This window comes from Oscillatoria sp. HE19RPO, from assembly GCF_024220515.1.
Classification (GTDB): Bacteria; Cyanobacteriota; Cyanobacteriia; order Cyanobacteriales; family Laspinemataceae; genus Laspinema.
Genome location: NZ_JAMXOT010000038.1, coordinates 1 through 11598, shown reverse-complemented (window position 1 = coordinate 11598; position 11598 = coordinate 1). Strand labels below are relative to the sequence as shown.

At 47.4% G+C, this 11598-nt stretch carries 10 protein-coding genes and 29 tRNA genes; 4 read left to right on the top strand and 35 right to left on the bottom strand.

Annotated features, from left to right (window positions below):
* Nucleotides 1–203: 203 nt before the first annotated feature.
* The 33 genes from NG833_RS04625 to NG833_RS04465 all read right to left on the bottom strand — a co-directional run bounded on the left by NG833_RS04625 (nucleotide 204) and on the right by NG833_RS04465 (nucleotide 7554).
* The gene (locus tag NG833_RS04625; protein ID WP_254564136.1) at nucleotides 204–1637 is read right to left on the bottom strand and encodes a hypothetical protein; all 1434 of its coding nucleotides are present in this window, start codon (nucleotides 1635–1637) and stop codon (nucleotides 204–206) included.
* Between the two features lie 541 nt (nucleotides 1638–2178).
* Nucleotides 2179–2252 (bottom strand) — tRNA-His (locus NG833_RS04620).
* 93 nt (nucleotides 2253–2345) lie between these two features.
* Nucleotides 2346–2418: transfer RNA gene (locus NG833_RS04615), tRNA-Met, on the bottom strand.
* 91 nt (nucleotides 2419–2509) lie between these two features.
* Nucleotides 2510–2583 (bottom strand) — tRNA-Tyr (locus NG833_RS04610).
* Nucleotides 2584–2673: 90 nt separating this feature from the next.
* Nucleotides 2674–2874, bottom strand: a complete 201-nt coding sequence (locus NG833_RS04605) for a hypothetical protein (RefSeq protein ID WP_254564135.1) — start codon at nucleotides 2872–2874, stop codon at nucleotides 2674–2676.
* 17 nt (nucleotides 2875–2891) lie between these two features.
* On the bottom strand, nucleotides 2892–3074 hold the full coding sequence (locus tag NG833_RS04600) for a hypothetical protein (protein WP_254564134.1): 183 nt from the start codon (nucleotides 3072–3074) through the stop codon (nucleotides 2892–2894).
* Nucleotides 3075–3244: 170 nt separating this feature from the next.
* Nucleotides 3245–4228: a GNAT family N-acetyltransferase gene (locus NG833_RS04595; RefSeq protein WP_254564133.1), complete on the bottom strand. Its 984-nt coding sequence runs from the start codon at nucleotides 4226–4228 to the stop codon at nucleotides 3245–3247.
* A gap of 21 nt (nucleotides 4229–4249) precedes the next feature.
* A tRNA-Lys gene (locus NG833_RS04590) sits at nucleotides 4250–4322 on the bottom strand.
* A 17-nt stretch (nucleotides 4323–4339) separates the two neighbouring features.
* Nucleotides 4340–4425: transfer RNA gene (locus NG833_RS04585), tRNA-Ser, on the bottom strand.
* A gap of 213 nt (nucleotides 4426–4638) precedes the next feature.
* A tRNA-Asn gene (locus tag NG833_RS04580) sits at nucleotides 4639–4710 on the bottom strand.
* A 288-nt stretch (nucleotides 4711–4998) separates the two neighbouring features.
* Nucleotides 4999–5072 (bottom strand) — tRNA-His (locus NG833_RS04575).
* A 100-nt stretch (nucleotides 5073–5172) separates the two neighbouring features.
* Nucleotides 5173–5245: transfer RNA gene (locus tag NG833_RS04570), tRNA-Ala, on the bottom strand.
* A 316-nt stretch (nucleotides 5246–5561) separates the two neighbouring features.
* Nucleotides 5562–5635, bottom strand: a tRNA-Arg gene (locus tag NG833_RS04565).
* A 6-nt stretch (nucleotides 5636–5641) separates the two neighbouring features.
* A tRNA-Val gene (locus NG833_RS04560) sits at nucleotides 5642–5716 on the bottom strand.
* A gap of 5 nt (nucleotides 5717–5721) precedes the next feature.
* A tRNA-Gly gene (locus NG833_RS04555) sits at nucleotides 5722–5793 on the bottom strand.
* Nucleotides 5794–5797: 4 nt separating this feature from the next.
* A tRNA-Thr gene (locus NG833_RS04550) sits at nucleotides 5798–5871 on the bottom strand.
* Between the two features lie 9 nt (nucleotides 5872–5880).
* Nucleotides 5881–5958, bottom strand: a tRNA-Met gene (locus NG833_RS04545).
* Nucleotides 5959–5971: 13 nt separating this feature from the next.
* Nucleotides 5972–6045 (bottom strand) — tRNA-Leu (locus tag NG833_RS04540).
* 41 nt (nucleotides 6046–6086) lie between these two features.
* A tRNA-Leu gene (locus NG833_RS04535) sits at nucleotides 6087–6160 on the bottom strand.
* Between the two features lie 9 nt (nucleotides 6161–6169).
* Nucleotides 6170–6243, bottom strand: a tRNA-Pro gene (locus NG833_RS04530).
* Between the two features lies 1 nt (nucleotide 6244).
* Nucleotides 6245–6328 (bottom strand) — tRNA-Leu (locus NG833_RS04525).
* Nucleotides 6329–6341: 13 nt separating this feature from the next.
* Nucleotides 6342–6415, bottom strand: a tRNA-Leu gene (locus tag NG833_RS04520).
* A 6-nt stretch (nucleotides 6416–6421) separates the two neighbouring features.
* Nucleotides 6422–6498, bottom strand: a tRNA-Gln gene (locus NG833_RS04515).
* An 8-nt stretch (nucleotides 6499–6506) separates the two neighbouring features.
* Nucleotides 6507–6583 (bottom strand) — tRNA-Gln (locus NG833_RS04510).
* A 7-nt stretch (nucleotides 6584–6590) separates the two neighbouring features.
* Nucleotides 6591–6664, bottom strand: a tRNA-Phe gene (locus NG833_RS04505).
* Between the two features lie 4 nt (nucleotides 6665–6668).
* Nucleotides 6669–6758, bottom strand: a tRNA-Ser gene (locus tag NG833_RS04500).
* Nucleotides 6759–6912: 154 nt separating this feature from the next.
* Nucleotides 6913–6999: transfer RNA gene (locus NG833_RS04495), tRNA-Ser, on the bottom strand.
* A gap of 4 nt (nucleotides 7000–7003) precedes the next feature.
* A tRNA-Tyr gene (locus tag NG833_RS04490) sits at nucleotides 7004–7090 on the bottom strand.
* Between the two features lie 8 nt (nucleotides 7091–7098).
* Nucleotides 7099–7175 (bottom strand) — tRNA-Glu (locus NG833_RS04485).
* 5 nt (nucleotides 7176–7180) lie between these two features.
* A tRNA-Trp gene (locus tag NG833_RS04480) sits at nucleotides 7181–7255 on the bottom strand.
* A gap of 6 nt (nucleotides 7256–7261) precedes the next feature.
* Nucleotides 7262–7336 (bottom strand) — tRNA-Ile (locus NG833_RS04475).
* 9 nt (nucleotides 7337–7345) lie between these two features.
* Nucleotides 7346–7420: transfer RNA gene (locus tag NG833_RS04470), tRNA-Glu, on the bottom strand.
* Between the two features lie 59 nt (nucleotides 7421–7479).
* Nucleotides 7480–7554 (bottom strand) — tRNA-Asp (locus NG833_RS04465).
* A gap of 395 nt (nucleotides 7555–7949) precedes the next feature.
* On the opposite strand from NG833_RS04465, the gene NG833_RS04460 reads away from it, so the two are divergent.
* A complete protein-coding gene (locus NG833_RS04460; RefSeq protein WP_254564132.1) occupies nucleotides 7950–8705 on the top strand; it encodes a glutathione S-transferase family protein in 756 nt (251 codons plus the stop codon).
* A 72-nt stretch (nucleotides 8706–8777) separates the two neighbouring features.
* Nucleotides 8778–9473 (top strand): hypothetical protein, encoded by a 696-nt coding sequence (locus NG833_RS04455; RefSeq protein ID WP_254564131.1) that lies wholly within the window; start codon nucleotides 8778–8780, stop codon nucleotides 9471–9473.
* 102 nt (nucleotides 9474–9575) lie between these two features.
* Here the strand turns inward: NG833_RS04455 and NG833_RS04450 are convergent, their stop codons facing one another.
* A complete protein-coding gene (locus NG833_RS04450; RefSeq protein ID WP_254564130.1) occupies nucleotides 9576–9971 on the bottom strand; it encodes an alr0857 family protein in 396 nt (131 codons plus the stop codon).
* Nucleotides 9972–10210: 239 nt separating this feature from the next.
* A complete protein-coding gene (locus NG833_RS04445; RefSeq protein ID WP_254564129.1) occupies nucleotides 10211–10759 on the bottom strand; it encodes an HNH endonuclease in 549 nt (182 codons plus the stop codon).
* Nucleotides 10760–10972: 213 nt separating this feature from the next.
* Here NG833_RS04445 and NG833_RS30310 point away from each other — a divergent pair, with 213 nt between their 5' ends.
* Together NG833_RS30310 and NG833_RS04440 are read left to right on the top strand one after the other, a co-directional pair.
* The gene (locus NG833_RS30310; protein ID WP_256555822.1) at nucleotides 10973–11095 is read left to right on the top strand and encodes a hypothetical protein; all 123 of its coding nucleotides are present in this window, start codon (nucleotides 10973–10975) and stop codon (nucleotides 11093–11095) included.
* 102 nt (nucleotides 11096–11197) lie between these two features.
* Nucleotides 11198–11533 (top strand): hypothetical protein, encoded by a 336-nt coding sequence (locus tag NG833_RS04440; RefSeq protein ID WP_254564128.1) that lies wholly within the window; start codon nucleotides 11198–11200, stop codon nucleotides 11531–11533.
* The last annotated feature ends 65 nt before the right edge of the window (nucleotides 11534–11598 follow it).

Genomic DNA, 11598 nt, shown 5'->3' with positions numbered 1-11598 from the left:
ATTCCAACAAATAAATCATCCTTGCTTTGATGCGATCGCACCTAACAAGGCTCTTTTAGCCCGCGCAGGCACCGCTTTGTCCGTGTAGCCCCAGGCTTGAGCCTGCGGGTTTTTTGAAGGTTTTATTTTTTGGAGTTCCCCGATGCGCTCAATTGCGTAAGTCCTGAAGAAGCAGGATGCGCTCCCAGCGCATCCTGCTTCTTTTATTTATTTTGACGCACCGGCAACGGAGTGTCCAGAATCTCCATCAACAAATCCAGTCGCGAGGGACGAGACAGCAAGGGGACCAGATTCGGCAGGGAATAGTAATCTCCGCCAAAGGTGAAAGTTTCCACCGGCACTTGCTTCTGCTTGAGTTGGGTTTCTACCCAATTGCAGGAACTTCCCACACGGACGATGATCACATTTGGCATCACCGCAAATTCGCGAGAGTAGGTTTGATAAACATCGGCGAAATAGGGATGACCATTCTCACCTTCATCGGTGACGAGGATGATTTGGTCCACAACTTGCTTTTTCCGTCGCATGGCTTCTAAGGCACAACCGACACTGGTTCCTCCACCCGCCTTAATCCCATCGAAAGCACGTTCCCAGTCGCTTAATTCAGCACCCTGAGCGGTGACTGGGTAAGGCATGGTATCGAAGGCATAGACATAGAGTTCCGCTTCGGAAATCCCGGAAATCATGGCAGCTAGACGCTTACCCACGGCGATCGCCGAGTCCATTGAACCGGATTTGTCCACCAGCAATCCCGTGGGTTTGCTGATTTTTCCGCGCTTTTTGACTTGTTCGTTAGTAATTTGTTCTAACTGCGCGGTGGTGGCAGCATCCAAGTTAGCAGCATCGGCAGCAACTCGCGCTTTGTAGGCAGAGACGCGATCGCTCGTTTGCGCTTTTTGTAGTTTCCCCTCAATCAACGCTTTGACATCAGGATGTTCCATCGCACCTCGTGCTTGCAGGGATTTCATGTTATTGATCACTTCCTGCGCCGACATGGAGTTAATCAGTGCGACTAAAACCGTTGGGGTTAACTGTTTAATTGCACCAACGGCGATCGGATAGGGAATGTTATGTTCCACAATCAGCGCCGCTTGTTCTGCCGGATTGGTCGATTTTGCCAGTTGCTTCAGGAGATAGGCGAGAGAATCCTGGGGAGGATTGTTTTTAAACAGGACTGCATCGGCGCGATCGCTCGGTTTGATATGCAAGCTGGCATACAGATGTTTCATGGCACTGCGGTTGCGAAGTGCGGCGCGATCAAAGAATTTGGCATTTTTTTCGCGATCGCGTAGGTATTGCGTCACTGCAGTGCGTGAGGAACGCGGTACTTTCCCCCGATGCTGCTTCATAAAGTCCACAATCCGCCCAACTTGATACGGAGGAAATTCTTGCAGCATCACGAAACCGGCGTCCCGATGAGCAGTTAAAGGACTGGTGAGTAAATGTCCGACAAACACTTCTTTATGATCGCGCACATCCCCATTTTTGCTATACCAAACCCCCAAATGACCGTAAAAAATCGGGTCCAATTCCACCATCAGTTGATGTAACTCTGCCACATCTTCCAGTTTGCGGTGGGGGGTAGTCAGCAAACTATTCAACATTTCCAGTCTTAAATCCCGTTCTGCTGCATTCATGAACGTCCTCCTGTTGTCTAAATTGTTTTTTTTTAATTAGCTTTCAATAATTTGCAGCTTTCACAAAAACAGGACTGACGCATTCTTTAATATCAAACCCCAGATTCTGTAGGGGTGATTCGCGAATCACCCCTACATTTAGGGTTGATGCGTAAGTGCTGAAAAATAAAGAACACTTCGCGCAAGTTTAAAAAGCTTTTTGTTTATACATGGGAATTGAACCCATAAACCCTTTCGGGTACTCGATTTTGAATCAAGCGCTTTACCAGTAGCAAGTATGTAAGCTTTTTCAGTTAGGGCGCGAAGTGCTTGGATACTACAAGCCGAATGAAATGCGGAAAAATTAAACACCTCGTACAAGTCCAGAAAGCCGTTGTTTCATACGCAGGAATCGAACCTGTTGGCTTTACTTTTTTCAGAGTAATGCTCTATCCGTGAGCAAGTATGTAAGCTTTCTGAGTTAGGGTACGAAGTGCCTGGATATTAAAACCGTTTTGAAATAGAGAAAATTAAAACACTTCGCGCAAGTCAAGAAAGCCGTTGGTTCATACGCAGGACTCGAACCTGCTAGAGTTACTTCCATAAAGTAATGCCCAACCATTGAGCAAGTATGTAAGCTTTTTCAGTTAGGGCGCGAAGTGCCAGGGTACTCAGAACAGGGAAACGCGGAAAATTTTAAACACCTCGTGCAAGTCCAGAAAGCCGTTGTTTCATACGCAGGAATCGAACCTGCTAAAGTTACTTTATGAGAGTAATGCTCTACCAGTGAGCAAGTATGTAAGCTTTCTGAGTTAGGGCACGAAGTGCTTGGATCTTAAAACCGTTTTGAAAGGGGAAAAATTAAAACACTTCGCGCAAGTCAAGAAAGCCGGTGGTTCATACGCAGGACTCGAACCTGCTAAGGTTACTGCTATAAAGTAATGCTCTACCATTGAGCAAGTATGTAAGCTTTTTAAGTCAGGGCGCGAAGTGCTAATTGTGTTCAAATCGTAGAAATCATTTGGAACTCCTAAATTCTGGCTGAACTCTGAGCAATTTAACCGTAAACCGCTTCTGGGCGAACGATTAAGTCACCGGAAGGACGCCGATCGCAAACGTAATCCTTGAAGCGATTTTCGCTGACTTCCAAGTAACGGGCAAGCTGTTGTTTGATGGCTGCATCGGTCATGGATTCAGTAATGTCAACTTGAGTTTCACTTACGTCGTAGGAACGACCTTCAAAACGAATGTGAACCATGTTCTCTTCTCCTTGTTCTACAAGAAACAACGCCGTTCTAAGTAATAAACTTCGGTAGTGTGACGGATTTGCTCGCCAGGATGAACAGTGTTGGCGTTAATTCCGTGGGGTTGACTTGGGGTTCCGGTTAACTGCTTCTGCTGAGTTTGAGGCTGAGAATTTTGCCAACTCAGGGGGAGCATTTTCAGGTAGAGTAACAAGGGAATACCTCAATTCCTTTCAAAAAAATAATGAATTAATTTGGGTTAACCGCCCCGGTTTTATTCAGCTTTCAAGGTGTAGCAAGGAGAAATCTCAGTGAGTTTTTTCCTTGCTCTCCTTTAATGTAACACTCGTACTACAGAGTGTCAAGGGGGTATCGAAAAAAAAATTAATTTGCTAATTCAAGACTCTCAAGTGCTTTAAATAGCGAGACTTTTGCGAAAGATTTGCGAAACCCGACGGATTCATAAAGTTTCAAGGCTCCCGTTGGACTTTGGGCATCTACACTCAAGAGAATGGTTTCAACCCCGGCAGATTGTAATTGCTGCATCCCCGCTAACAATAGCGCCCGTCCGATACCTTGATGGCGGAAGCCGCGACGGGTTCCTAGGACGGTAATCCAGCCTTCATTTCGTCCAGTTTGGCGATTTTTTTCATCATAAATTGTACAATAACAAAAACCGGCAAATTGGCCATCAGGAGAGACGGCTACTAAGTCGAAGGCGGGCCGATAAGGAAGATTGGCTAATTCATAATCCAGGCGATCGCGAGTGAAGGTGTGAAAATTCCAATGATCAATAAAACTCTGGTTGTACAGTTCAACCCAAGCATCGCCATTCTTTTGCTGTTCCCCAATCTGCACCGTAAATTCAGGCGGTAACTGAGGAGTGGGTATGGATTCAGCAGCGACTCGTTCCATGCGGAAAAAATAGCGATCAACGGCGAATCCACAGCTTTCTAAAAACCGAATGCGATCGCCATCGGATTCCCTGGTTCCCGATCGCAAGCTCACCGGCACACCACACTCCTGACTCACTTCCTGCATCCGCGCCTCACCCCATGCGACGATTTCCCGTTCCACAGTCCCGCCTCGGAACAGCGGATGCACCCGAAACCAGAGGAAACCATCCCGAACCTCACCGGATTCAGGAATCCAAAGTTGTGCGAACCCGATCAATGTCCCCTCGGGCGTTTCCCAGAGGTGAAGATTGCGATCGCGATCGACGTCAGGCGCTTCAATTTCTTGGCGAAGTTCGGCGATCGAACTGCCTTCATCCAGGCAATCCACCGCCTCACAAGCGTGAATCAAAGCCGCGATCGCCTCTAAATCCATGTCTCCCGTATAGCCGCGTTTTGTTAACGTGATCATCATCTCTGTTCCCTGTTTTAATAAAGGGTGGTAGAGGAGTTGAACCTCTCTCGATCCGATTAAAAGTCGGATGCATAAACCGATCTGCCAACCACCCATTCTATCCCATCTCAGCGGAAGCTGGAGGAGTCGAACCCCTACGGATTTCCACCGTACCCCAGTGTTCAAGACTGGTTGCCGTCCCATCAGCAGCAGCTTCCATTAATCAATAATCAATTTAGGGATGTAAATCCCAAACCAATCTGCAAATCGAAGGCGAATGCAAACCTATGTGAAACTTAAACTGTTTCATCTTACTGTTACCTCTGATTTACAGGATTTACGCATATTTTGAGACCCTAAAATGTAGAGGCGATTCGCGAATCGCCTCTACATTATTTAGAGGTAATGCGTAAGTTTTAACTTAAATGAAACTCCTCGACTTGGACTCGAACCAAGAACCCTCCGGTTAACAGCCGGATGCTCCACCATTGAGCTACCGAGGAATAGTCCCTTACCTTAAAGTGATGCAGGAAGCCTCTCACAGGCAAGAGAAAGCCCCTTTGGATGGAGTTGAACCACCGACACCGACGTTCGTAGCATCAGTTCCAGATCCGCTGGCAAAGGGAAATCCACCAGAGAGGTACTGCCCCTCCTAACCCCGCGTTATCAGCACGGTGCCTCACTTTTCGGCTTCTGGTGGGTGGTGGAAGATGGAGGAATCGAACCCCTACAGTAACCTGTACTCTGGCTTTCGAGACCAGTTGCCGTCCATTCAGCAGCATCTTCCGCAGGGTGTCTGACGGGACTTGAACCCGCTAGGACTGGCTTCACAAACCAGCGTCTGGACCGCTTGGACTTCAGACACCATCATAGGACTTACGCATTACCTCTCAATGTAGAGGCGATTCGCGAATCGCTGCTACATTTAGGGTGCGTTTTCAACATAAGCGTAAGTCCTGCATCAGTGGATCTGGCGGGGGTCGAACCCGCAACCTCTTCTTTGCAAGAGAAGCGTTCTCCCATTGGAACTACAGACCCAGATTAAAGAGATGATGAACTTAAGTGAGGCGATCGCGTTTGGTCGTGCAAGTGCGAGGAGCATTTTGCGCTTTCTCAGTTACTAGAGGGACTCCGCCGATGGGTTGTTACACACTCTTTAAAGGATGGCTACTTTTAAGCCCACCTCTCGGGTTCTTCGTATTCCTCGTTCTCACGCGCCCACAGTTTTTCGTGGTACTTTTCCTCTCGTACTTAAGTATGTAAGCTCCAAAAATTAGGTCACGCTTGGACGCGATCGCAGAAAATTAGCCTGTTAAATTTCAGAAGATAATCCCTCCTTTTTAGTGAATAAAAACAAGAGTGGTAGGACTCGAACCTACATAAACCGATTTAGAAGATCGGGACTTTTTCCAATTAAGTTACACTCTCTTTTGTTGGTAGTCCCAGTCAGATTTGAACTGACAACATCTTGCTTGTAAGGCAAGCGCTCTACCGTTGAGCTATAGGACTACAAAAGCGGATGATGGGATTTGAACCCATGCACTGAGACTGGCAGACTCAGATGCTTACCACTACATCACACCCGCAGAAAGCTGGTGACAGGAATTGAACCTGCAACCCATCGCTTACAAGGCGATCGCTCTACCAATTTGAGCCACACCAGCATTAAGAATTGGTGGCAGGGGCAAGATTTGAACTTGCTGATTTTCAGTTTATGAGACTGACGAGCCAACCATTGCTCCATCCCTGCATAAATCACCAAAATACCCCTGACTGGACTCGAACCAGTACCCCCTAGATCCTTAGTCTAGTGCCTCTTCCAATTGGGCTACAGGGGCGAATTTTAAATAAGCGCATCGCTTGGGTAAGTTATACCCAATACCCCTGACAGGACTCGAACCTGTAAAACACTCGGTCTGAGCGAGCGACGGTTTCCAATTACGTCACAGGGGCGAAAAAAAATCGGGATGGTAGGATTTGAACCCACGACTCTTTGGTCCCAAACCAAAGCTTCTAAACCGCTGAATTACATCCCGTTGGTACTCCTGGTGGGACTCGAACCCACACTTTTTAAAAAACAGATTTTAAGTCTGCCGCGTCTACCAATTCCGCCACAGGAGCGAGAGAACAAAGGTACTCCCGGTGAGACTCGAACTCACAATAAATCGCTTTTGAGGCGATCGCGTTTTCCAATTACGCCACAGGAGCAAAAATTGGATGCCCCGCCAGGGATCGAACCTGGACTCTTCTGGGTCAAATCCAGAAATGTTACCCAATTACACCACAGGGCATTGTGATATGGATGCCTGGGTTGGGGTCGAACCAACCTCTCTGTGAGTCAGAATCACAGCGACTTACCGAATCGTCCACCAGGCAATACCAGCCCCCCAGGTCGGCTTCGATCCGACGACCTCCTGTTCTTCAAACAGGCGCTACTACCAACTGAGCTACCGGGGGATAAAGGAGAGAGAGGGATTTGAACCCTCGTCGGATCTGTTCAATCCGATCGGTCTTTCCAAGACCGCGCCATCAGCCTCTCGGCCATCTCTCCAGGTTGGGGGTCATGCACCCAGGTTATACAAATCCGGTTATCAAAAACCTACTTTGCTCTTTAGCCTGCGTAGGCAGGCTTGGTCTGTATAGCCCCAGCCTTCAGGCTGCGGGTTTTTGCTACGAGTACCGGATTGGGTTTTATACAAAAAAGGCGGAGAGGGAGGGAGTCGAACCCTCGACGGTCGTTAAACCGCTCTTTCTTAGCAGGAAAGCGCCTTAAGCCACTCGGCCACCTCTCCACAATGGGCCAGGAGGGACTCGAACCCCCATGTTCAGCACAATAGCACTTGATTTACAGTCAAGCTCCTTCACCAATTTGGATACCAGCCCATACAATGTGGCAGTGCCGACGGGAGTTGAACCCGCAAACGCCGACGTGAAAGGTCGGGGGCTTTACCAATTTGCCTACGGCACCAGGTTTGGCGCAGGGACTGAGATTTGAACTCAGATCAACGGTTTTGGAGACCGTCATGTTAGCCATTACACTATCCCCACATTTGTTGGTCGCAGCAGCAGGATTTGAACCTGCATCAACCCAGTTATGAGCTGGGGACTTTACCATTAAGTTACACTGCGATATCGATTTGGTAGCCTCAACGGGAATTGAACCCGTATCCCAGCCTTGAAAGAGCTATATCCTAACCATTAGACGATGAGGCCAGATTATCGATTTCAGCCAAGTTTTTTCTTGGTTTTTTCCAAATTTAATCTATGCTGAACGGGAGTGACGGGACTCGAACCCGCGACGACTTGTTCGACAGACAAGTGCTCTACGCTAACTGAGCTACACCCCCATGAAATCAGCATTAGATTACATGGAATTTGGAAAAGTTTGGCGGTTGATGGGGTGGCAATGATTCAAGGGAATGATTCCCACCCAGTGAGTCCGCCATTGTTTCCGTTTTCATTAAATGGCCCTTTGATTATTCAGTTTTCAAGGTTCGATGTGGGCGTTTGGGTAGAGCGTTTTGCTCTGTCTCTCTCGCCTCATATTTATATACTACGCACATACTACAAAACTGTCAAGGGGTTTTGGAAAAATTTCTGATTTTTTTTTTAAGTTTCATGGAAATGCTTGATTTTAAAGGGTTTTGGCTGACAAGAAATTTGATAAGGCTGCCCTCAATCCACATACTACAATGATGAAAGACTGAAGTATGGGGTGGATCCCAATAGGCCCAGACGGAGGGTGCTGACTCTCTTCGATGGAGTGGCGCTGACCCGGTTCTGGTTTTGGACCGAAAGCCGGTTAAAATCAGGAGAGTATCTTAAAAAAAATCAAGCCATGTTGAAGCTATACTACAATGTCATTTCTTGGAACTCTCGCCGGGTCTGGATCTCCTTATTAGAGAAAGGGCTACCGTTTGAATTGGTCGCGATGAAACTCGATGGCGATCAGTTCAAAGGGGAGTTTTTGGCACTCAATCCGTTTCACCAAGTTCCGGTTTTGGAAGATGAGGGATTTGTGATCCTGGAATCGTTGGCAATTTTGGATTACTTAGAGGCAAAATATCCGACTCCTTCTTTACTGCCTGCGGATCCGCAGATGTTAGGGATGGTGAAAATGATTGAGCTTTTGACTTTAACTCAGATGATGCCACCGATGGAACCCTTGATGATGAATTGGATGGGGTTTTCGCAAGAAAGTCCGGAAAAATTGCAAGAAGCTAAACAGAATCTTGCTCAGGTGTTAGGCTTTTTTGAAAGTAAGTTAGCCGATCGCCCCTATTTTGGAGACCAACAGCTAACCTTGGCGGATATTGTCGCCGGAACTGCTATTCCATTTTTGCCCGGTTTGGGATTACCCCTGGACGATTATCCTCAGTTGCAAACTTGGTGCGATCGCCTGATGACCCGCGAGAGTTGGCAGCAAACTCAACCCACTGCAAAACAAATTACAGAATTTAAGACCCAAATGAAAATCTTGCTCTCTCAGCGCCAGTAATTTCATGCAATTTTTTCACCCAATGGTTATAATCTAACCACTGTAAAGCCACAAGAGGACTCAATGATATTCATGAGCATTTCTTTAATCAATGTTGCCCACTATTACCAACAACTCCCTCATCAAAAGCAAGCCCTGACTATCCTCCAAGAAAAAATAGAAGCCACTCATCCGGAGTGGTTAAGCGATGATTCAGCATTTGTGCGAACCTGGAGAAAGCAAACCGACAGCCCTAGATTTTCTCCGGAAGTCGAGATTATTTCGGACCGGAAACAACTCCGAGGAGAGTGGGGGGGAAATACTTATACGATTGACGCTGATGAACTGAACGTATTGGTACTGGATACCTACGATAAAGAAACAGGAAATCTGGTCGATCGCGAACTGAGTGGGGATTTATTTGCCGAGGTAACGGTTAATCCGTTGACGGGACATATTGTAGTAGGAGTTGTCTTGGATTATTTTGCCGCTACTACCACCAGTGGCATTTTCGTCCTTGATCCGCAACCGGGAGGCTATGCGATTTATCGGGTTCAAGTTCCGGGACCGAGACCCTTTCCGAATGAGTTTTCAACTTATGGGTTGAGGGATATTACGTCCTTGAGTTTTGTAGAAGAAAACTTGCTGGTGCAATATGCGGATGCAGCGGGTAATCGTTCTACTATTACGTTTCAACCGGGAAATACTCCGGCGATGGAGTATGCCAATTGTGTGGATAATATGGTGGTCGAAGGCGGTCCAGGGTTGTGTTCGCGAATTAATCAGTAGGATAAATAAAAGGGCGATCGCCTGAGTGGATTTCAGAAAAAATAGAGTTCAACCCCGAATGAACCCAGATATTTCCAGTGTCTCTGGGTTCATTTTTTTAGATCAATCTACTTCATTGAGTAAGGAAACGCCCGCATTTGCTTCCTCGGAACATTTGAGGATATAGAACTCAGCCCGATCGCTCAAGGCGGTGACAAAAACCCCAAAATCGTTCTGGGAATCCGTAGAGATCCAAGTCCCGCGTAGGCTGACTTCCACATACTCGCGATCGGCAACGCAGATCGAAATCATGTCGCCTGGATCGTTTAATGCCTCCGCTTCCAGAAATTTCAGTCCGGGCAAATCGGCAGGCAGCAAAAACGACGCGCTAGAGGGTGCGATCGCGATGCTTTCACCCACTCGCATCGCCACCACTGCACGGGTCGCCACGACTTCCTCAATGGAGTCAGGCAGACGCTCTAGGTTAAAGCCGGTTTCAGTATAAATGAACTTCAGCATTGCCAGTGATCTCTCGTCTTTGTGAGTTATTCTTGCTTCGTCCTTGAGTGAGAGTCTGAGCCGCCCGAACTTATGTGATTCACAAAAAGGGGCGGATATAGGCTATAGAATTGTGCAACATCAAAAATTTATTGAACGATTGGCAATTCCCAATCTCAGATTCACTCGGTCTAAACCTCTTCCCTTGAGCTTTTCTCCAAAAAATGTGTACAAATTGTACATCAAATCCCGGGTTGCTCTCACTCGGAACCCTTCAAATCACTCCAGAATTGTTCTGCAAATGAGATTGCCGGGTGGATGGGGGCCTTGAGTTTGCTTTTGAGGGACATTCCGGCTTCCATCGGAGTGCGATCGCCCTTGCGAGAATTGCAACTCATGCAGGCAGTAACGACATTATCCCAACTATGACTCCCGCCTCGGGATTTAGGCAAGACATGATCCAGGGTTAAATGTTTCGTACTGCCGCAGTATTGACAGGCATGGTGGTCCCGTTTGAGGACTTCGCGACGGTTGACCGGAGGCACCTTCCAAATCCGTTCAGTCCCCGTAATGGTGAGGCGGATATGGGGAGGAACCATCACCACTTGAGAGGGCGATCGCACCTCATACCGTTGAGGGGTCTCCAGGTCAAAATCGTAGCTATTGCTGCCATCGCTTAACTCCAACGGTTCTGCCTTGCCTGCAATTAACAGGACAATTGCTCGCTTAATGTTGACTCGGCTAATCGGTAAGTAGTTTTTAGAAAAAACCACCACCGATTTTGCTAACACATCCGTTACGCTGTTCACGACTCGACTCCTTAAAAAAACAGCCCCCACTTCCTGATTCAGGGGAAGCGGGGGCTGAAAAAACTCTTATTATTAGGGTCTTCTCGTCCTAGATGGATCAGGCACCTGATGCCTATCCCTCCCGCTTCTGCTATGAATATTTGGCCATGCTGATAGCTGACCTAACTCGGATTTAAACTCCTGGCTCATCTCAAAATCTTGGTCCGCATTCCTATGATACTCAACCTGTCCGATGGACACCAAAGCTATAGCCGATGTCATGAGGCGATCGCCTGCATCAACATCACGGCCCAAGCCATTGGCATACTGTCCGGTGATTGTAGGAAGGATGGGTAAAAAGTTCACGTTTAGATTTTTTGAAAGCAAGGACTTGAATTCTCCACCAAACATACTACACTAATATTACAGAGAATGTAAACCCTCCAGAGGAAAAAAGTTATGACTGCGATTACTCGAACACCCACCACCGAAATGGAAGTCACCAGCATCCGCTTAGAGAGATCTCTGAAAGAAAGCCTCAAAGCCATTTCTGGCAATCAAGGCTATCAAGCGTTGATTCGAGATGTGCTCTGGAATTACGTCCAGCAAAAATCAGGAGAGTATCGACCTTCATTTTCAAGAGACGATATCCGCGCCAGTTTAGATGCGACGGCCCAACGAGAGGAACGGTGTGTCCTCACCGGCAAAGTCATTCAACCCCAAGAACCCATGTTATTAGGCTTAACCACCGGCGGCGATATGGTACCTCTGAGTATAGAGAGTATGGTTGGATAGTCGAGTCTCCTGCATTCTTGTGGCATTTTCAAGCCACGTTCAGGGATTTTTGGGTTAAGGGGATT